This window comes from Microbacterium sp. (assembly GCF_031988965.1).
In the GTDB taxonomy this organism is placed as follows: domain Bacteria; phylum Actinomycetota; class Actinomycetes; order Actinomycetales; family Microbacteriaceae; genus Microbacterium.
The window spans coordinates 1-16,826 of record NZ_DALZXX010000026.1; the positions used below are offsets into that span (position 1 = coordinate 1).

The 16,826-nt window shown below is 68.4% G+C and carries 23 protein-coding genes and 1 pseudogene; 14 read left to right on the plus strand and 10 right to left on the minus strand.

Translation table 11 applies throughout. From position 1 onward, the window contains the following. The 6 genes and pseudogenes from RTM68_RS07525 to RTM68_RS07550 all read left to right on the plus strand — a co-directional run. A pseudogene (locus RTM68_RS07525) lies at positions 1 to 228 on the plus strand (L-idonate 5-dehydrogenase); the annotation flags it as partial. A 52-nt stretch (positions 229 to 280) separates the two neighbouring features. Further along, complete coding sequence (locus RTM68_RS07530) at positions 281 to 1,672, plus strand: MFS transporter (RefSeq protein WP_312169719.1); 1,392 nt, start codon at positions 281 to 283, stop codon at positions 1,670 to 1,672. 82 nt (positions 1,673 to 1,754) lie between these two features. Then, on the plus strand, positions 1,755 to 2,981 hold the full coding sequence (manD, locus tag RTM68_RS07535) for a D-mannonate dehydratase ManD (protein WP_210096502.1): 1,227 nt from the start codon (positions 1,755 to 1,757) through the stop codon (positions 2,979 to 2,981). Further along, a complete protein-coding gene (locus RTM68_RS07540) occupies positions 2,971 to 3,639 on the plus strand; it encodes a bifunctional 4-hydroxy-2-oxoglutarate aldolase/2-dehydro-3-deoxy-phosphogluconate aldolase (protein WP_312169722.1) in 669 nt (222 codons plus the stop codon). The genes manD and RTM68_RS07540 overlap by 11 nt, the downstream gene beginning before the upstream one ends. Continuing rightward, positions 3,636 to 4,589 carry a sugar kinase gene (locus RTM68_RS07545; protein WP_312169723.1) on the plus strand — a complete coding sequence of 318 codons (954 nt, stop codon included), beginning with the start codon at positions 3,636 to 3,638 and terminating at the stop codon, positions 4,587 to 4,589. Before RTM68_RS07540 ends, RTM68_RS07545 begins: the two co-directional genes overlap by 4 nt. A 40-nt stretch (positions 4,590 to 4,629) precedes the next feature. Continuing rightward, entirely contained in the window at positions 4,630 to 5,397 is a 768-nt protein-coding gene (locus tag RTM68_RS07550; protein WP_312169724.1) for a Pr6Pr family membrane protein, read from the plus strand. Here the strand turns inward: RTM68_RS07550 and arr are convergent. The 4 genes from arr to RTM68_RS07570 all read right to left on the minus strand — a co-directional run bounded on the left by arr (position 5,390) and on the right by RTM68_RS07570 (position 7,033). Then, entirely contained in the window at positions 5,390 to 5,797 is a 408-nt protein-coding gene (gene arr / locus RTM68_RS07555) for an NAD(+)--rifampin ADP-ribosyltransferase (RefSeq protein WP_312169726.1), read from the minus strand. The genes RTM68_RS07550 and arr overlap by 8 nt on opposite strands. Positions 5,798 to 5,868: 71 nt before the next feature. Continuing rightward, positions 5,869 to 6,117 carry a hypothetical protein gene (locus RTM68_RS07560; RefSeq protein WP_312169728.1) on the minus strand — a complete coding sequence of 83 codons (249 nt, stop codon included), beginning with the start codon at positions 6,115 to 6,117 and terminating at the stop codon, positions 5,869 to 5,871. Then, on the minus strand, positions 6,114 to 6,350 hold the full coding sequence (locus tag RTM68_RS07565) for a hypothetical protein (RefSeq protein ID WP_312169730.1): 237 nt from the start codon (positions 6,348 to 6,350) through the stop codon (positions 6,114 to 6,116). The genes RTM68_RS07560 and RTM68_RS07565 overlap by 4 nt, the downstream gene beginning before the upstream one ends. A 116-nt stretch (positions 6,351 to 6,466) precedes the next feature. After that, complete coding sequence (locus tag RTM68_RS07570; RefSeq protein ID WP_312169731.1) at positions 6,467 to 7,033, minus strand: TetR/AcrR family transcriptional regulator C-terminal domain-containing protein; 567 nt, start codon at positions 7,031 to 7,033, stop codon at positions 6,467 to 6,469. 51 nt (positions 7,034 to 7,084) lie between these two features. On the opposite strand from RTM68_RS07570, the gene RTM68_RS07575 reads away from it, so the two are divergent. From RTM68_RS07575 to RTM68_RS07590, 4 genes are all read left to right on the plus strand, one after another. Continuing rightward, on the plus strand, positions 7,085 to 7,405 hold the full coding sequence (locus RTM68_RS07575) for a DUF952 domain-containing protein (RefSeq protein WP_312169733.1): 321 nt from the start codon (positions 7,085 to 7,087) through the stop codon (positions 7,403 to 7,405). A gap of 109 nt (positions 7,406 to 7,514) precedes the next feature. Continuing rightward, positions 7,515 to 7,886, plus strand: a complete 372-nt coding sequence (locus tag RTM68_RS07580) for a hypothetical protein (RefSeq protein WP_312169734.1) — start codon at positions 7,515 to 7,517, stop codon at positions 7,884 to 7,886. Positions 7,887 to 7,942: 56 nt separating this feature from the next. Further along, positions 7,943 to 8,713: a CPBP family intramembrane glutamic endopeptidase gene (locus tag RTM68_RS07585; protein WP_312169736.1), complete on the plus strand. Its 771-nt coding sequence runs from the start codon at positions 7,943 to 7,945 to the stop codon at positions 8,711 to 8,713. Positions 8,714 to 8,985: 272 nt separating this feature from the next. Beyond that, positions 8,986 to 9,975: an aldo/keto reductase gene (locus tag RTM68_RS07590; RefSeq protein WP_312169738.1), complete on the plus strand. Its 990-nt coding sequence runs from the start codon at positions 8,986 to 8,988 to the stop codon at positions 9,973 to 9,975. Positions 9,976 to 10,042: 67 nt separating this feature from the next. Here RTM68_RS07590 and RTM68_RS07595 read toward each other — a convergent pair whose 3' ends face one another. Genes RTM68_RS07595 through RTM68_RS07615 form a run of 5 tightly spaced genes read right to left on the minus strand, consistent with a single transcriptional unit; the run spans position 10,043 to position 13,031 of the window. Then, a complete protein-coding gene (locus RTM68_RS07595) occupies positions 10,043 to 10,840 on the minus strand; it encodes a siderophore-interacting protein (RefSeq protein WP_312169740.1) in 798 nt (265 codons plus the stop codon). A gap of 46 nt (positions 10,841 to 10,886) precedes the next feature. Continuing rightward, the gene (locus RTM68_RS07600) at positions 10,887 to 11,384 is read right to left on the minus strand and encodes a hypothetical protein (protein WP_312169742.1); all 498 of its coding nucleotides are present in this window, start codon (positions 11,382 to 11,384) and stop codon (positions 10,887 to 10,889) included. Between the two features lie 17 nt (positions 11,385 to 11,401). Beyond that, on the minus strand, positions 11,402 to 11,740 hold the full coding sequence (locus RTM68_RS07605; RefSeq protein WP_312169744.1) for a DUF202 domain-containing protein: 339 nt from the start codon (positions 11,738 to 11,740) through the stop codon (positions 11,402 to 11,404). Next, entirely contained in the window at positions 11,740 to 12,108 is a 369-nt protein-coding gene (locus RTM68_RS07610) for a DUF202 domain-containing protein (protein ID WP_312169746.1), read from the minus strand. Before RTM68_RS07610 ends, RTM68_RS07605 begins: the two co-directional genes overlap by 1 nt. Beyond that, positions 12,105 to 13,031 (minus strand): ribokinase, encoded by a 927-nt coding sequence (locus RTM68_RS07615; protein ID WP_312169747.1) that lies wholly within the window; start codon positions 13,029 to 13,031, stop codon positions 12,105 to 12,107. The genes RTM68_RS07610 and RTM68_RS07615 overlap by 4 nt, the downstream gene beginning before the upstream one ends. Before the next feature lie 200 nt (positions 13,032 to 13,231). Here RTM68_RS07615 and RTM68_RS07620 point away from each other — a divergent pair, with 200 nt between their 5' ends. Both RTM68_RS07620 and RTM68_RS07625 read left to right on the plus strand, forming a co-directional pair. Further along, positions 13,232 to 13,768, plus strand: coding sequence for a helix-turn-helix transcriptional regulator (locus RTM68_RS07620; RefSeq protein ID WP_312169749.1), 537 nt, complete (start codon positions 13,232 to 13,234; stop codon positions 13,766 to 13,768). A 9-nt stretch (positions 13,769 to 13,777) separates the two neighbouring features. After that, complete coding sequence (locus RTM68_RS07625) at positions 13,778 to 14,212, plus strand: DUF2809 domain-containing protein (protein ID WP_312169751.1); 435 nt, start codon at positions 13,778 to 13,780, stop codon at positions 14,210 to 14,212. On the opposite strand, the gene RTM68_RS07630 is transcribed toward RTM68_RS07625, so the two are convergent. Further along, positions 14,205 to 14,807 carry a helix-turn-helix domain-containing protein gene (locus RTM68_RS07630; protein WP_312169753.1) on the minus strand — a complete coding sequence of 201 codons (603 nt, stop codon included), beginning with the start codon at positions 14,805 to 14,807 and terminating at the stop codon, positions 14,205 to 14,207. The genes RTM68_RS07625 and RTM68_RS07630 overlap by 8 nt on opposite strands. A 153-nt stretch (positions 14,808 to 14,960) precedes the next feature. Here RTM68_RS07630 and RTM68_RS07635 point away from each other — a divergent pair, with 153 nt between their 5' ends. Further along, the gene (locus RTM68_RS07635; protein ID WP_312169755.1) at positions 14,961 to 16,037 is read left to right on the plus strand and encodes an alkene reductase; all 1,077 of its coding nucleotides are present in this window, start codon (positions 14,961 to 14,963) and stop codon (positions 16,035 to 16,037) included. A gap of 38 nt (positions 16,038 to 16,075) precedes the next feature. Further along, positions 16,076 to 16,789 carry an SDR family oxidoreductase gene (locus tag RTM68_RS07640; RefSeq protein ID WP_312169757.1) on the plus strand — a complete coding sequence of 238 codons (714 nt, stop codon included), beginning with the start codon at positions 16,076 to 16,078 and terminating at the stop codon, positions 16,787 to 16,789. Positions 16,790 to 16,826: the final 37 nt, after the last annotated feature.

Here is a 16,826-nt window from a genome sequence, read left to right on the forward strand (position 1 = left end):
CCCAACGCCGACATCGGAGTGAACCTCGCCCCGATGCTCGCGAAGGAGCTCACGATCCGCGGCGCCTTCCGCTTCTCCACCGAGATCGATGACGCGGTGGCCCTGCTGGCCGCATCCGACGCCCTCGACTCCGTCATCTCGCACGTCCTCCCGGCATCCGACGCCGTCCAGGCCTTCGAGCTCGCTCGCGACTCGTCGGCCTCGGCGAAGGTCCTGCTGTCCCTCTAGCGACACCCCACCCGACACCTCACCCTGTTCCTGGTCCGAAGGAGTACCTCTCATGTCAGAACCGCAGACGACGGCCACGGCCGCCGATCCCACCGCGAAGAGGTCGGTCAAAGACCTCGTTCGCGCCGCCATCTCGGGATGGCTCGGCACGGCCCTCGAGTTCATGGACTACCAGCTCTACTCGCTGGCAGCCGCTCTGGTCTTCGCCGACCTGTTCTTCTCGTCGGAGAATCCGGCTGTCGCCGTGGTCGCCGCGATGGCCACGTACGGCGTCGGCTACGTCGCCCGCCCGGTCGGCGCCTTCTTCTTCGCGCGCCTCGGTGACAAGACCGGCCGCACGAAGGTGCTGTTCTACACGATCCTGCTGATGGGTCTCGCGACCACCCTCATCGGCTTCCTGCCGACGTACAACCAGGTGGGCGTGCTCGCGCCGATCCTGCTCGTGCTGCTGCGCATCGCGCAGGGCTTCGGTGCGGGCGCGGAGATCTCGGGCGCCGGCGTCATGCTGGCCGAGTACGCACCGGCCAAGCGCCGTGGCATCATCGCCTCGCTCGTCGCCCTCGGCACCAACTGCGGCACCCTGCTCGCGTCGGGCATCTGGGCGATCCTGCTCGTCGCCTACAGCGAGCAGGAAGTCATCGACTGGGCATGGCGCATCCCGTTCATCGGCAGCGCGATCATCATGCTCTTCGCGATCTGGGTGCGTTTCAACCTCAAGGAGACCCCGGTCTTCGAGGAGCGCGACGACGTCATCGACGGCAAGGCGCTGTCCCGCGAGGAGACGATCCAGCTCGCCACCGAGACCAACGACATCCGCACCCTCGAGGCGATGAACCGCAAGCCCTGGAAGGCGTTCTCGATCGCCCTGCTGCTGCGCTTCGGCCAGGCCGGCAACTCCGGCATGATCCAGACCTACCTGATCAGCTACATCACCGTCGTGCTGCTGCTCGACCGCTCGATCGGCGTCAACGCCGTGATCGTCTCGTCGCTCGTCGCCTTCATCACCGTTCCGCTCTCGGGCTGGCTCGGTGACCGCTTCGGCCGCAAGCGCATGTACATGGTGTGGGCGGTCGTCGCACTGATCGTCATCGTCCCGACCATGCTCATGATCAGCAGCGGTGTCACGCTGCAGGTCTTCATCGGCTACGTCGTGCTGCACAACCTCGCGGTGATGAGCTTCGCGTCGCTCGAGAACCTCACGCTGCCCGAGCTGTTCGGTGCGCGCAACCGCTACACGTTCACGGCCATGGCACGTGAGATCGCGGCCATCATCGCGACCGGCGCGGGTCCCGTCATCGCCGCCGCCTGGGTCTCGGCCGCGACCGGCTCGTTCATCCCGATCATCATCATGCTCTTCATCTTCACCCTGAGCGCGCTCATCGCCTCGATCTGGATGCCCGAGGTCGCCGGCCGCGACCTGACGGACCCCCGCGACGCGATCTGATCGCGCGTCACATCACGACCAGGGGTGCGGACGCCCGAACGTCCGCACCCCACACCTCGCCCCGCATCTTCAGGAGAACGACATGACCATCGAGATCGTCGACGTCAACATCACCAGCCCCGGACGCAACTTCGTCACGCTCAAGATCACGACCTCCGACGGCATCGTCGGCCTGGGCGACGCCACGCTCAACGGCCGCGAGCTCGCCGTCGCCTCGTACCTCTCCGACCACGTCGCCTCGATGCTCGTCGGTCGCGACGAGGACCGCATCGAAGACACCTGGCAGTACCTCTACCGCGGCCCGTACTGGCGCCGCGGCCCGGTGACCATGGCCGCGATCGCCGCGGTCGACATGGCGCTGTGGGACATCAAGGCCAAGAAGGCCGGGATGCCGCTGTACCAGCTGCTCGGCGGCGCGAGCCGCGAGGGCGTCCGCGTCTACGCCCACGCCTCCGGCACCGACTACGCCGCGCTCAAGAACGCGATCACCGGCTACGAGGAGCTCGGCTACACGGCGGTGCGCGTGCAGACCGGTGTGCCCGGCCTCGGCCAGATCTACGGCGTCTCGTCGACCGGCCCCGGCGTGCGCTACGACTACGAGCCCGCCAAGCGCTCGGGCGACCGTCCCAGCGAAGAGACGTGGGACACCCGCAACTACCTCAACCACATGCCCGGGATCTTCTCGAAGATCCGCGAGGATTTCGGCACCGACCTGCGCATCCTGCACGACGGCCACCACCGGATGTCGCCGATCGAGGCCGCGCGCTTCGCGAAGGACATCGAGCCGTACGACCTGTTCTGGCTCGAGGACTGCACCCCGGGTGAAGACCAGACCGCGCTGCGCCTGGTGCGCCAGCATTCGACCACGCCGCTCGCGATCGGCGAGGTCTTCAACTCGGTCTTCGACTACCAGACCCTGATCACCGAGCGCCTGATCGACTACGTGCGCTCGGCGGTCACGCACACCGGCGGCATCACGGCCATGAAGAAGCTGCTCGACTTCGCCGCGATCTACGGCATCAAGTCCGGCATCCACGGCCCGACCGACATCTCGCCGGTCGGCATGGCCGCGGCCCTGCACCTCGACCTCGCGATCCACAACTTCGGCATCCAGGAGTACATGCCGCACAACGAGCAGACGCTCGAGGTGTTCCAGACCTCGTTCACATTCGACAAGGGCTTCCTGCACCCCGGCGACAAGCCCGGACTCGGTGTCGACCTCGATGAGGATGCCGCGGCGGGCCACGAGTACACCAAGGCGTACCTGCCGGTGAACCGCCTGCTCGACGGGACCGTCCATGACTGGTGAGGCCATGACCGGTGAGGTCCGCCGGGTCGCCCTGCCGCAGCGCACGGTCGACTCGCGCCTGATCGTCGTCGCCCGTGCGAGGCGGGCCGAGGACTACGACGCCGTGCTCGACGTGCTCGTGGATGCCGGCATCCGCAGCGTCGAGCTCACACTGACCACCCCCGGCACGTTCGAGCACTTCCCGAACCTGCTCGCGCGCTTCGGCGACGCGATCGACCTCGGCATCGGCACCGTGACGAACACCGACGACCTGACCCGGGCGATCGAGGTGGGCGCCGCCTACGTCGTGACCCCGATCACGTCGACCGACTTCGTCGCCCAGGCGTCGGATGCCGGAGTGCCGATCGTTCCCGGCGGGCTGACTCCGACCGAGCTGTTCGCATCCTGGTCTGCGGGTGCGTCTGCCGTGAAGGTGTTCCCCGCAGGACAGGTCGGCCCCTCGTACCTCAAGGACCTGCGCGGTCCGTTCCCCGATCTGGTCGCGGTGCCCTCGGGCGGCGTCGATCTCGCGGGAGCCGACGCCTGGCTGCGTGCCGGTGCCGTCGCCGTGAGCGTCGGCGGACCGCTGCTCGGCGACGCCTTCAGCGGAGGCGACCTCGCCGCGCTGCGCGGGCGGGCTGCCGCATTCGTCGAGGTCTGCACGCGGAGCGCTGCGTGACCTCGCCGTCCGTCGTCACGCTCGGCGAGACCATGGCGCTCGTGCGTACGACCGAGATCGGCTCGCTGCGCCACGCGAACGCGATGGCGTTCGGCATCGGCGGTGCCGAGAGCAACGTCGCGATCGGGCTCGCACGTCTCGGAGTGGCGGTGTCGTGGCTCGGACGCGTCGGCGACGACTCCCTGGGTGAGCGCGTCGCCCGTGAGATCCGCGGAGACGGCGTGCAGGTGCATGCCGTGATCGACGCCGAGGCGCGCACCGGCCTGATGGTCAAGGAGCGTCCGTCGGCATCATCCACCGCCGTGCACTACTACCGCGCCGGATCCGCCGGATCCCGCTTGCGCCCCGAGGACCTGCCCGAGGGCTGGGTCGAAGGTGCCTCGCTGCTGCACATCACCGGGATCACTCCCCTGCTGTCCGCCACCGCGCGGGATGCCGTGCATGCGGCGATCGACCGGGCGCGAGCATCCGGTGCGACCGTGAGCTTCGACATCAACTACCGCTCCGCGCTCGCGTCGCCGGAGGTCGCGGGGCCGGTGCTGCGGGAACTCGCCGAGCGTTCCGACGTCGTGTTCGGCGGCGAGGAGGAGTTCGCGATCCTGTACCCGGAGCGGTCGGTGGCGGATGCCGCGGCAGCGCTGCGGGATGCCGGATGCGCGACCACCGTCGTGAAGCTCGGCCCCGCGGGTGCCGCCGTGGTCACGGCGGACACGGTCGTCGAAGCCGGCGGCTTCGTGATCGAGGTCGTCGACACGGTCGGCGCCGGCGATGCGTTCGTCAGCGGATACCTGAGCGCGCTGCTCGAAGGACTCGACACGGATGCGATCCTGCACCGGGCGAACGCCTGCGGCGCGATGGCCTGCCTCGTGCCCGGCGACTGGGAGGCAGCACCCACCCGGCGCGAGCTCGAGCGCTTCGTAGACCGGGATTCCGATCCTGTACGTCGCTGACCCGGCGCGGCCGACGCTGCAGGACGCGTAGCCTCGAAGTATGTCGAAAGCCGTTGTCTCTCCGTCCGCGGCTCCCGCCTCCACGACCGCCGAGTCGCCGCGCCCCGCGCTCTTCGCCCGCGCCGCGATCAACTCCCGACCGGTGGCACTCGTGTACCGAGTCATCGCGCTGGCCGTCATCGTGACCGGCGTGGTGCGCCACGCCGACCTCCTCACCGGGCAGCCGGCGTGGACGACCGTGCTGTTCTACACGATGGTCAGCAACCTGCTCTGCCTGGCGTGGATGCTGCTGCTCATCGTCCGCACGGTGCGCGATCTCCGGCGCAGCGGACCGGTCGGCACCTCGACTCCGAGTCCGCGCGGCAGTGGCGCCGTGATGATGGCGATCACGGTGACGATGCTCATCTACCTGGTCGTCCTCGTGCCGACGAGATTCGCCGACGGCGACACCGACGTGTTCTCGCTCACCGACAACCTCATTCACATCATCACGCCCCTGCTGATGATCGTCGACTGGCTGCTGTTCGTCCCGAAGGGGGCGTTCCGCTGGTTCGACCCGCTGCTGTGGATCTCCATCCCCTACGTGTACCTGGTGTGGGCCTTCGCCTACGGTGCCCTCGGCGGCGAGTTCACACCCGGCCAGCGGTATCCGTACCCCTTCATGGACGTCGATGCGCTCGGGGTCCTCGGCGTCACCCAGTGGGTCGTGGCGCTGACGGTGGCACTCGTCGTCGTCGGACTGGTGTTCGTCGTGGTCGACCGCGCGCTCGGGGCTGTGGCGCGGCGGAGCGCACGCCCGATCAGTTGATGATCTCGCCGCGCTCGTCGCGGATCACGGACAGGCGCTCCCGCCACGCGGCGAGCGCCTCGGGAGCAAGGCGTGTCCAGTCGTGCACCTCGCGGATCACCCGAAGGGGCGCACTGCTGCGGTACGAGCGGGTCGGGTTGCCCGGGAACTTCTTGTCCGTGACGTTCGGGTCGTTCTCGAACTCCCCCGTGACCTCGACCTCGTAGACGCGCGGCTCCCGGTCGCCGGGAGCGAGCTCGGCGGCGAGACCCGCACCGTCGGCCACCGCCGTGAAGTAGATGTGGTTCATCACGATCTCGGGGCGGTAGTTCGAGGGGAACCCCGCGGTCAGCAGATCACCCGGTCGCAGGTCCGCCTTGGTGCCGTGGAAGAAGGGTCCGTCATCCCGTACGTCGGTCACGCGCAGCATCCTACGCGTGATGGGGCTCCGGCCCGTCGACGTCAAGGCGACAGGCTCGAAGCCCCCCGAGATCAGTCCGCGCTGCGCGGGCCGACACCCGGCTCGTCATTGTGCACCGACTGCTCGGTGTCGACGCCTTCGGCGTTCTCGTCCCACGAATCCGGTTCGACCCGCACCGCTTCGGCGGGCCCGGAATCGGCGCCACCGCCACCGGCCGGGATGCCCTGGACGAGATGCGGATCCTCCGCACCGCGTTCCTTCATCTGCTCGGCGATGCGCTTCTCGGCGTCGCTCGTCTCGGGTCCGGCTCCGCCGCTCACTCGGTGCCGTCCCTCAGGTCACGGGGCGCATCGCCGCTGACGGCATCCGGTTCGTCCTCGGGTGCGAGATCGCCCTGTCCGTCTTCACCCAACTCCGCCTCGAGCGGATCCTCTCCCTGGGTCTCGGGCGCCTCGGTGTCGGTGGGGAAGGTGCCGTCGGTGAAGTCGTCGACCGGAGGGATGCCCGGCATCTCCGGCGGCAGACTGTTCGCGAATGCATCGATGTTCGTCATGGTGCCTCCTGAGTTCGTTTCCGAGTTCCCCATGATTCCTCGGTTCTGCGGCGAGCGCAGGGCGGTTGACAGCTCGGTTCAGGGCGAGGAGGATTCCCGCCCTGCGGCGGCGGTCGTCAGCGAAGGAGCCCGAACGTACGCAGTACCGCGTCGACCTGGGCGTCGACCTCCTCGGGAGTCGGAGGTCCGGCGAGCCCCAGGAGTCGACGACGATGCGGCTCGCCGAGGAGCGCGGCGAAGAGGAGCTCCGGTGACACCGCGGCTTCCGCGCGGAGGTGCGAGGCGAGGAACCCCTGCGCGCGACCGGGCCCCTCGTCGTAGAACTCCTGAGCGAGGGACGGATGCAGGGCTGCGGCCGCGATGATCGCGCGGTGGATGCCGACGGCTTCGTCACCGAGCAGATGCAGGAGGATCGCTCGGGATGCAGACCGCAGATCGCTCGACCCGTCGCCCGCGTCGCCGAGATACGCGTGCTGTCGGCGGATCGCTGCCCGCACGAGGCCGGTACGGTCGCCGAACACGCCGTACAGGGTGCGCTTGGCGACATGAGCCTCGGCGGCGACGCGGTCGAAGGTCAGTGCCTCGATCCCGTCCCCCGTGAGCAGGGCGATCACGACGTCGACCACTCGTTCGTCGCGAGCGAGCGCCTCGGACACCGAAGGCCTGCCTCGTTTTCCCGTCATAGGGTTACTGTAGCAATAATGCTACGAGACCGTTTCATTTAAGGAGCCGACGTGACCGACCTGATCCACCACATCGCCATCCAGGACGACTGGGAGATGAGCCGAGGGTTCGGCGAGTACTCCGTCGCGACTCGGGGTGTGCACGTCGATGACGCAGGCTTCATCCACGCCACCACCGCAGACAGCCGGGATGCCGTGGTCGCCGCCCGCTACGGCGACCTCACCCTGCCGCTGCTCGACATCGCGATCCGTCCCGACGCCCTGGCGGCCGAGGGAATCGGCGTCGAATGGGTGGAGGGTCGCCCCCGGATCCTCGGCGCCCTCCCGATGACGAGCGAGGTGGTGGCGTCGGAGACGGTGATCACGCGGTGAGCTGCCCCCGGCGATCGGATCTGTCACACCGCGGGCAGTCCGCTCGTCTTAGGAGGAGGACGCGCGACGACCGCTCGCGCGACGCACTCGACTCCTCGAAAGGCTCCCCATGGACTTCGCTCTCGCTGCTCAGGACCCCACGTTCCTCGCGATCGTCGGCGGGCACATCCTCGTGCTGTTCCTCGCCGTGCTGTTCACGGTGCTCCGTCGCTACTCGGTCGGCGGCTTCTTCGCGTGGGTGGCGACGATCGCCTCGCTGCTGTTCGGCCTGTTCTGGTTCCTCGTACTCGGAGGTGGGCGCAAGAACGCTCAGGCCGACGAGTCGGTGCGGTTCGCCCTCGATCCCGAGGGCGGCCTGTGGGTCACGCTCTACATCGTCGCGGCGCTCGTGATCGCCGGTGTCATGACGTGGATCTGCAAGCGGGGGCGCGAGCGCGCACAGGCCCCGACGGCGTCGGCGGCGAGCTCTGCGGCAGCCTGACGAGCGGAGGCGCCTCGACCTCCCGAGAGGCGGCAGTATTCTGGCATGCTTCGTGCATGACGACTTCTCTGCGCGTACGTCCCCGGGTGTGGATCGGCTTCGCGATCTGGCTCGCCTACATCGTGATCGTCTTCGGGGTGCAGACGGCCACCGGCATCCCCTACGACGAATGGGGAGACAGCGGGCAGAACCTCTTCCTCGGCGGAGGCCTGTCGCTGATCATCGCGACGATCCTGCTGGCGATCACGACGTCGCTTCTCGGATGGTGGCGTCCCACCCTGTTCGAGGATGCACGCAGTCACCACCGGTGGCCGATCTTCGTGCCGCTCCTCGTCGCCCTGCTTGCGATCATCAACCTCACCCTCACCGACTGGGCGTCGTACGACGGCGTCTTCTTCGCCGCATCCCTCGTGCTGCTGCTCGTCGGATTCACCGAGGAGATGACCGCGCGCGGACTCATGCTCGTCGCATTGCGCAGCCGCCTCTCCGAGGTCTGGGTGTGGTTCCTCACCTCCGCCGCCTTCGGACTCATGCACTTCATGAACTTCTTCCTGGGGCAGGACCTCGTCCCCACCCTGCAGCAGGTCGGCAGCGCATTCCTCATCGGCACCGTCTTCTACATCCTTCGTCGCACGACGGGAACGCTGATCTGGGCGATGGTGCTGCACGCGGTCTGGGACTTCTCGGTGTTCGCCGTCGCCCACGGGACGCCGAATCCGCTTGCGAGTCTCGTCGGAGTCCTCGAGATGCTCTTCGGCGTCATCGCCCTCGCGGTCGTGTGGTTCACGTTCCGCAGCTCTGCTCGGAGCGTGGAGGCGCAGATCTGAGACCCCGCTCCGCCTGTCGGAGGGTGAGGTGGCGGGGCCCCCACGACGCCCGCCACCTCTGATCGCGGACGGCGACGGGGCTCCCCCCGGAACACCCGTGCCGTCCACGCGGCGACCCGACGTCAGATCACGAGTCCGATGTCGCACCGCCATTGATCAGGACGCGGATTCCGCCGTTTCATGACGCGGAAGACGAAACATCTCACGGACTGCACTCCCCGAGGCGTGAGAGCATCGACACACCCCCACCCGACGATGCGAGGAGAAATCGGATGCTCGACACCTCTGACAGCGTGCGGCTCGGCCGCTCCGGCCTGAAGATCTCGAAGATCGTGCTCGGATGCATGAGCTTCGGCGTCGCCGATCGCGGAGCGCACGGGTGGACTCTCGACGAGGACACCAGCCGCCCGCTCATCAGGCAGGCCCTCGAGGCCGGGATCACCACTTTCGACACGGCCGACGTCTACTCCGACGGGACCAGCGAGGAATTCGTGGGGCGCGCTCTCGCCGACTTCGCTCAGCGCGACGAGATCGTCATCGCGACCAAGGTCCACGGGCGCATGGGCCCCGGCGCCAACCAGGCCGGACTCAGCCGCGCGCACATCCTCTCCGGCATCGACGCGAGCCTGAGACGCCTCGGCACCGACCATGTCGACCTGTATCAGATCCACCGCTGGGACCCCGAGACGCCCATCGAAGAGACCATGGAGGCGCTGCACGACGTCGTCCGCTCAGGCAAGGCGCGGTACATCGGCGCCTCGTCGATGTGGGCCTGGCAGTTCGCCAAGGCGCAGCATGTCGCCGCGCAGAACAGGTGGACGCCCTTCGTCTCGATGCAGGATCAGTACAACCTGCTGCAGCGCGAGGAGGAGCGCGAGATGCACCCGTTCTGTCTCGACGCGGGTGTCGGCGTGCTGCCGTGGTCGCCTCTGGCCCGAGGCAGGCTCACGCGCGACTGGGACGAGACGACCGCGCGCACCGAGACGGATGCCTTCGGCAAGACCCTCTATCGCCGAGAGGAGGACTCGAACCGGGCGATCGTCGAGGCCGTCACGCGCGTCGCCGAGGGGCGGGGAGTCTCCCGCGCGCAGATCGCGCTCGCCTGGGTCGCCCAGCAGTCGGCCGTCACCGCGCCGATCGTCGGTGCGACCAGGGCCGCGCACATCGATGACGCGGTCGCCGCGGCCGGCATCCGCCTCGAGCCCTCCGAGATCGCGGCGCTCGAGAGCGCCTACACGCCGCGGGAGCCGGAGGGATTCTGAGCGCCGGGGTCAGCGAGCCCGTCGAGGGGCCGCGGAGCCGACGTCAGCCAGCCCGATCCCCGCTGCGCTACTCGATCTGGCCGATCGGCTCGCGCTTCTCGGCCTGGAACTGATCCTCAGCGCGTCCGCGCGCCCAGTAGGCCGAGATCGAGAGGCGTTCGCGGGGCACGTCACGCTGCTTCAGGATCGCCCGTACGGCCTTGATCGTGCCGCGCTCCCCGTGTGCGAAGACGTCGGGGCGTCCGTCGGCCCAGGTGAGACCGTCGACGATCGACAACAGCTCCGCATCCGTCTCCGTCCAGTGCACCTGCACGTGTGCGGGCACCTCGGGAAGGATGCGGTCGGCGTGGTCGGCGATCGACAACACGATGTGTCCCTCGGCATCCGGCTGCAGTGCCTCGACCGCCGACGAGATCGCGGGCAGGGCCGTGTGGTCGCCGATCAGCAGGTGCCACGGGGCTGCCGGGTCGGGCGCGTATCCGCCGCCCGCTCCGCTGACCACCAGCGTGTCGCCCGGCTGCGCGCGACGCGCCCAGGGACCGGCGACACCCTCGTCACCGTGAACCACGAAATCGATCACGAGTCGCTGCCGTGCGGCATCCGCCGAGCGCACCGTGTACGTGCGGCGGGTCGGGAGCTTCTCGGGACTCTCCGCGCGCAGCTGCGCGAGGTCGTAGGGCGGCGTGAGTCCGTGGGTCGGATCGGCGAACAGGATCTTCACGTACTTGTCCGTCGACGAGTTGTCCGTGAACGCCTCGTACCCGTCTCCGCCGGCGGTGATGCGGATGAGGTCGGGACTGATCTGCTCGACCTCCTGCACCGTGAGTACCGCCTGGCCGGGTGCCTTGCGAGGCTGATCTGTCATGCCGTCTCCTGATGTGGGGGATGTCGTCCACTCCAGTCTGCCGTGGTCAGCCTCGGCGCGGGTCGGATCGCGCCTGTGCGATCGCCGTCATCAGCTCTGCGGTGCGATCGCTGCGGAGGATCCGAGCCCCGCCGCGGGTCAGCTGCAGCCGCACGGCGGGCCCTGCCGACCAGAGCAGGTACTGCTCCGTGCCGGCGAGGCGCCAGCCCCACCCCTGCGCATCCGCGAACGAGACACTCGTCTCCTCGACTCTCTCGATCACCTCGAGGGAGATATGCATGATTCGGAATGGATCGAGATGTACGTCGACGTGGGTGGCCGTGACGACCACGGTCGACCGGCGCATGATCAGCAGCAGAACGGCGATGAGCACCATGATGGTCGCCCCCACGACCACCGCGAGCAGCCAGACGTTCATCGACTCCGGGTGGGCGACCAGCTCGGGAATCACCAGCCAGGCCACGAACGCCAGCAGGGCGAACGTGAGGATGCCGGCGACCGGCATCCATCCGGGCCCCGTGCTCCGCTCGCGGAAGAGAGTCATCCCGCGATCCTGTGTCATCACGCGCTCCACCCGACAGCGATGACCCCGAGCGCGAGAATCCCCGCGGCTCCGACCACGACGGCCAGCACGAGCAGTGGTCCTGCGCCCGGGAGCGCCGCGTGGTCGCCCTGCACGTGCAGGCGACGATCGATCTCGCGATAGCGGCGCTGAGCCATCGACCACAGCCACACCGAGAAGAGCACTCCCGCCACACCGCAGAGCGCCCACGCCGCGTCACCGAGAACGGCCGGCAGAAGACGCATCGACACCAGCGAGCCGACTCCGACGGCGAGCGCGGTGCGACGCCACGCGAGGTCGGTGCGCTCAGGCTGAAGCCCGGGGTCGAAGACCGTCATCAGCGCAGCAGGATCGCGAGGGCGAGCAGCACGCCGGCGAGAGTGACCGCGACCCCGAGGAACGCCCCGAGCCACGAACCGGGAAGAGCGTCGCCGCGTCGCAGGGCCCGCTCGGTCGCGGCCCAGTTCAGCCATCCGAAGAGAGGCAGCACGATCCCTGCAGCGACCAGGGTGAGCGATGCGGCGAGCCGGAATCCGGAGTGCAGGTCGAGGCCGAGCAGGTCGAGTGCCACGCCTCCCGCGAGAAGTGCCAGTGCTGTGCGGATCCACGCGAGGAAGGTCCGCTCGTTCGCGAGGGTGAAACGCGCGTCGGGCTCGTCGCCCACCGAATAGACCGAGCGGGGGAAGCGCTGCGACGAACCGCTCACCGTGGCACCGCCCCGAGCGAGGCGACGAGCGCGTCGAGCTGATCGGCGTCCGGGTACGACTCGGCCGTGCCTTGTCGCTGCACCGCGAACGATGCCCCGACGGTGGCGGCGCGAGAGGCGGTGACGAGGTCGTCGCCTCTGCCGAGACGTGCGGCGAGGATGCCGACGAAGGCGTCGCCCGCTCCGGTCGTGTCGACCACCTGTTCCACCGCGGGTGAGCTGATCGCCGTCGAGTCGCCGTCCGTCGCCATCACGACGCACCCCTCTCCCCCTAGTGTCGCGATCACGTCGATGCGCAGATGGTCGCGCAGCCGCGCTGCTGCGTCGGTCGCATCCGACGGCTCACCGAGCCCGAGGTGCGCTGCCGTGTCGATCGCCTCGGTGGCGTTGACGACGAGCAGCGACGCCGAACTGAGGATCTCTTCATCCACGGGCACGAAGGGCGCGAGGTTCAGCAGGAACGACAACCCGCGTGACTGCGCCATCTCGGCTGCCGCGGCGATCGCCTCGACCGGGATCTCCCCCTGTGCGACGACGAGCGACCCCGACTCCGCGCGATCCAGCGCCGACCGCACGTCGTCTCCGGAGAGAAGGAGGTTCGCTCCGCCGGCGACGATGATCAGGTTCTCGCCCGTCTCATCCACCACGACCGCGGCATTGCCGGTCGCCGTGCCCTCGTGCCGAGTGAGGTGGGTCGTCTCGACGCCGCGGGCCTCGAGGGCGTGCAGAACGGACGCTCCGCCGGCGTCGTCCCCGACCGCGCCGATGAACCGGACCAGGCCACCCGCGAGGGCCGACGCGGCCGCCTGATTGGCGCCCTTCCCACCGAGGGACTCCGCATAAGCGGTCGCATTCAGCGTCTCGCCTGCGCGGGGGAAAGAGGTGACCGAGTAGCAGCGGTCGATGTTGGCGGAACCCACCACGTACACAGGCTTCATCTCACGCGCACCGCCGATCTGCTCGAACAGGACGATGCTAGACCATCGTCTCCCGCGCTCGGAGAGACCGGCGACCCTCCCTCTCGACTCCGCCGCGCGTTGGCGGATCGCTGGCGGGCGACTGACGGCAGGATGGCGGGTGGATGGCGTGGTGCGCCGTTCACCCCGGCGGAAACGATGGAGACATGAACAACACACGAATCCCCGAGCTCCGACGCGATCAGGGATGGACGCAGGAGAAGCTGTCCTTCGAGAGCGGTGTCGGACTCCGAACCGTGCAGCGGCTCGAAGCCGGACAGGACGCCAGCCTCGAATCGCTCGCGCTCATCGCCAACGCGCTCAGCGTGAGCGTCACCGACCTCTTCCAGCCCTCCGACGAGATGGACGAGACTGATCGCCTCGAATCGCTCGATCGACGCGTCGAAGAGCAGCAGACCGCCCGCAATCGCACGCTTCGCGCGTGGCGGATGCTCTACATCGGCGTCGGGATCGCCGTGACGATCCTGAGCTTCCCTCTGGGCGGGGCGGCCGCGGCCATCATCATCGCCTACTGGTCAGGCGGACTCATCGCCATCATGGCCCTCCAGCGCATCGTGCTGGAGCCCCGGCTCGACGAGAAGTATCCGCTCTCCCGTCAGCTCAGTCGCGCTCAGAAGAAGCGCGGGAGGCCGGTTGCGACAGAGAATCCGAGTCTCACGGGGCCGTTGCCTCCCCGGTCCTAGGGTGAAGGTGTGCAGTCCCCCTCATCGTCCGATGCGCGAGTCCCCGTGCGGAGGCGACGACGGCGCCTGCTGGTCGCCGCCGCCGTGGTGATAGTGGCCGGTCTCCTCACGCACATCCTCGGTTCCGGACCGATCGCAGGTCTGGCCGGCGACGCGCTGTACGCCGTCATGGTCTACCTCGTCATCGCCGTGGCCGTCCCCCGCGCACGCAGCGTCGCCGTGGGTGCGGGCGCTCTCGCGATCTGCACGCTGATCGAGCTGTTCCAGCTGACCGGACTGCCCGCACTGTGGGCGCAGGAGTTCTGGCCGGTGCGACTCGTCCTGGGCGTCGGCTTCGACGCGGCCGACCTCGTCGCGTATGCCGTGGGGGTGTGTGCCGCGGCCCTGGTCGACCAGCTCACCCGCCGTCGAGTGCCCTCACCGGCGAGAGACGGGCTCAGCTGACCAGGATCACCCTGATCTGAGCGGTGATCTCGTCGACGATCTGCTCGATCGAGTGTGTCGCGTTGACCGTGGCCGACATCGCGAGGAACATCACTGCCGAGACGATCCGAGCGAGGGCCCGCGCCTCGTCGCCGGTCTTCTCCGTCTCCCGGGCGATGACCTCGGCGACGAGTTCCTCGGTCTGAACGGTGAGGCTGAGCGCCTCACGATGATGCGGCTCCTCCGGATCGCCGAACACGATCTCACGCAGGTAGGTGCGACCGTTGTCGACCTGCTTCCGGTTGCACTCGACGACGGGCCGGATGACTGCGAGAACCCCCGCGAGCACACCGTCAGCCTCAGCGGCGGCCGCACGTCCACGCTCGAGCGCGTCGGCGTACGTCGAGTTCTGGACCAGAAGGAGCAGCTCGCCCTTCGTCTTGGCGTAGAGGAACAGAGTGCCGGTACCGATGTCGGCCCGATCCGCGATCTCCTGGGTCGTGACGTCATCGACACCGCGCTCGGCGAAGAGCGCCTCGGCCGCGGCGGTGATCCGCTCGAGCTTGTCGAGTTTGTTGCGCTCGCGTCGGCCGAGTGGCCGGGTGTCGACAGTCATGTGATCCTTCGGGAATTAATAATGATTAAGCTCAGTTATGACTGTGGTCACTACTGCGCATGCTCGAAAAAGGTTCGCCTCATTCTCCCACGCGTGGAACGTACCCACCCGGGTCCGGTGTGACACTCCGCCCACATCGAAGGACACGCCCGAATGACCGCATCTTCTCTCTGGCAGCCGCTCACCCTCGGAAGGGTCGACCTCGACCACCGTCTGGCGCTCGCGCCCATGACCCGCAACCGCGCGGAACCGGATGGCACCCCCGGGCCGCTCGTCGCCGAGTACTACGGTCAGCGGGCATCGCTCGGTCTGATCATCACAGAGGGCACTCAGCCGTCTGCCGACGGTCAGGGGTATATGAACACTCCCGGCATCCACACCGACGCGCACGTCGCGGGGTGGCGCTCCGTCGCCGACGCCGTTCACGCGGGCGGCGGCTCGCTCTTCATCCAGTTGATGCACGCGGGGCGCATCTCGCACCCCGACAACACGCCCCATCATCGTCAGCCGGTCGCCCCGTCGGCGATCGCGCCCGAGCAGGACATGTTCACTGCAGCCGGGCCGCAGCCGATTCCCACGCCGCGTGCGCTGGGCCTCGACGAGATCCGGGACGTCATCGCTGAGTTCCGTCACGCGGCAGCATCCGCGATCGCCGCCGGTGCCGACGGTGTCGAGCTGCACGCAGCCAATGGCTATCTGCTCCACCAGTTCCTCTCTCCGAACGCGAACCATCGATCCGACGCCTACGGCGGCTCGATCGAGAACCGCTCACGCTTCGTCGTCGAGGTCGCAGAGGCGGTCGCCGACGAGATCGGCACCGATCGCGTCGGCATCCGCATCTCTCCGGCGATGCCCCTCGGCGGAATCGACGAGGGCGATGTCGAGAGCGTGCGAGCGCAGTACCGCCACCTGATCGATGAGCTGGCACATCTGCGGCTGGCGTACCTGCATGTGCACCACGTGGGTGACGACGATCTCCTGAGCTCACTGCGAGAGTCGTGGCCGACCGCCGTCCTCGTCGTGCGCTACGGCCGCACGCGCGAACAGATCGCCGATGACATCGAGGCAGGATTCGCCGACGTCGCTCCGCTCGGCCGCTTCGCCCTCGCGAACCCCGACGTCGTCGATCGACTCCGGAACGACGCACCCTTCAACGAGCTCGACCCCGCAACGCTCTACACCGGCGGCGCCGACGGCTACGTCGACTACCCGTTCCTCTCGCGAGCCTGACCTCGGCCCCCTCACCCGTCAACAGAAAGAAGATCATCATGCCCTCACTCTCTGGAGCAGTCGTCCTCGTCACCGGAGCGAACGGCGGCATCGGCACACACTTCGTGCACGACGCCCTCGCCCGCGGAGCCGCGAAGGTCTACGCATCCGCCCGCACACCCCGCGAGTGGGACGACGAGCGCATCGTCCCCCTGACCCTGGATGTGACGGACCCCGCCTCGATCGCCGCCGCAGTCGTCGCCGCTCCCGACGTCACCGTGCTCGTGAACAACGCCGGCGCGTCCGTCTCGAGCCCCGGCATCCTCTCGCACACCGAGGAGGAGATCCGCTCGAACGTCGAGACGAACTTCCTCGGTCCGCTGTTCCTGGCTCGCGCCTTCGCTCCCATCCTCTCGGCGAAGCCGGGATCCGCTCTCGTCGACATCCATTCCGGGCTCAGCTGGTACGCCGTGGCCGGGATCTACAGCGCGACGAAAGCCGCCCTGTGGTCGGCGACCAACTCGCTGCGCATCGAGCTGGCCCCGGCCGGCGTGCACGTCGTCGGCGTGCACGTGGGTTATGTCGACACGGCGATGGCTGCACATGTCACCGACCCGAAGCTCGACCCGGCCGTGCTCGTGAGCAAGGTCTGGGATGCGACGGAAGCGGACGAATACGAAGTGCTCGCCGATGACATCTCGGTGCAGCTCAAGGCGGCACTGAGCGCACCCCTCGAGTCGCTGTACCCGGAGCTGGCACGCACGGCGGAGTGACCGATATGACGAAGGCCCCGTGGGCGATCTCTCCGAT

Bases quoted from the DNA above. Each gene is read 5' to 3' on its own strand.
- RTM68_RS07530 (WP_312169719.1), top strand. From the start codon at position 281: ATGTCAGAACCGCAGACGACGGCCACGGCCGCCGATCCCACCGCGAAG.
- manD (WP_210096502.1), top strand. From the start codon at position 1,755: ATGACCATCGAGATCGTCGACGTCAACATCACCAGCCCCGGACGCAAC.
- RTM68_RS07540 (WP_312169722.1), top strand. From the start codon at position 2,971: ATGACTGGTGAGGCCATGACCGGTGAGGTCCGCCGGGTCGCCCTGCCG.
- RTM68_RS07550 (WP_312169724.1), top strand. From the start codon at position 4,630: ATGTCGAAAGCCGTTGTCTCTCCGTCCGCGGCTCCCGCCTCCACGACC.
- RTM68_RS07565 (WP_312169730.1), bottom strand. From the start codon at position 6,350: ATGACGAACATCGATGCATTCGCGAACAGTCTGCCGCCGGAGATGCCG.
- RTM68_RS07570 (WP_312169731.1), bottom strand. From the start codon at position 7,033: ATGACGGGAAAACGAGGCAGGCCTTCGGTGTCCGAGGCGCTCGCTCGC.
- RTM68_RS07580 (WP_312169734.1), top strand. From the start codon at position 7,515: ATGGACTTCGCTCTCGCTGCTCAGGACCCCACGTTCCTCGCGATCGTC.
- RTM68_RS07585 (WP_312169736.1), top strand. From the start codon at position 7,943: ATGACGACTTCTCTGCGCGTACGTCCCCGGGTGTGGATCGGCTTCGCG.
- RTM68_RS07590 (WP_312169738.1), top strand. From the start codon at position 8,986: ATGCTCGACACCTCTGACAGCGTGCGGCTCGGCCGCTCCGGCCTGAAG.
- RTM68_RS07595 (WP_312169740.1), bottom strand. From the start codon at position 10,840: ATGACAGATCAGCCTCGCAAGGCACCCGGCCAGGCGGTACTCACGGTG.
- RTM68_RS07600 (WP_312169742.1), bottom strand. From the start codon at position 11,384: ATGACTCTCTTCCGCGAGCGGAGCACGGGGCCCGGATGGATGCCGGTC.
- RTM68_RS07605 (WP_312169744.1), bottom strand. From the start codon at position 11,740: ATGACGGTCTTCGACCCCGGGCTTCAGCCTGAGCGCACCGACCTCGCG.
- RTM68_RS07620 (WP_312169749.1), top strand. From the start codon at position 13,232: ATGAACAACACACGAATCCCCGAGCTCCGACGCGATCAGGGATGGACG.
- RTM68_RS07630 (WP_312169753.1), bottom strand. From the start codon at position 14,807: ATGACTGTCGACACCCGGCCACTCGGCCGACGCGAGCGCAACAAACTC.
- RTM68_RS07635 (WP_312169755.1), top strand. From the start codon at position 14,961: ATGACCGCATCTTCTCTCTGGCAGCCGCTCACCCTCGGAAGGGTCGAC.
- RTM68_RS07640 (WP_312169757.1), top strand. From the start codon at position 16,076: ATGCCCTCACTCTCTGGAGCAGTCGTCCTCGTCACCGGAGCGAACGGC.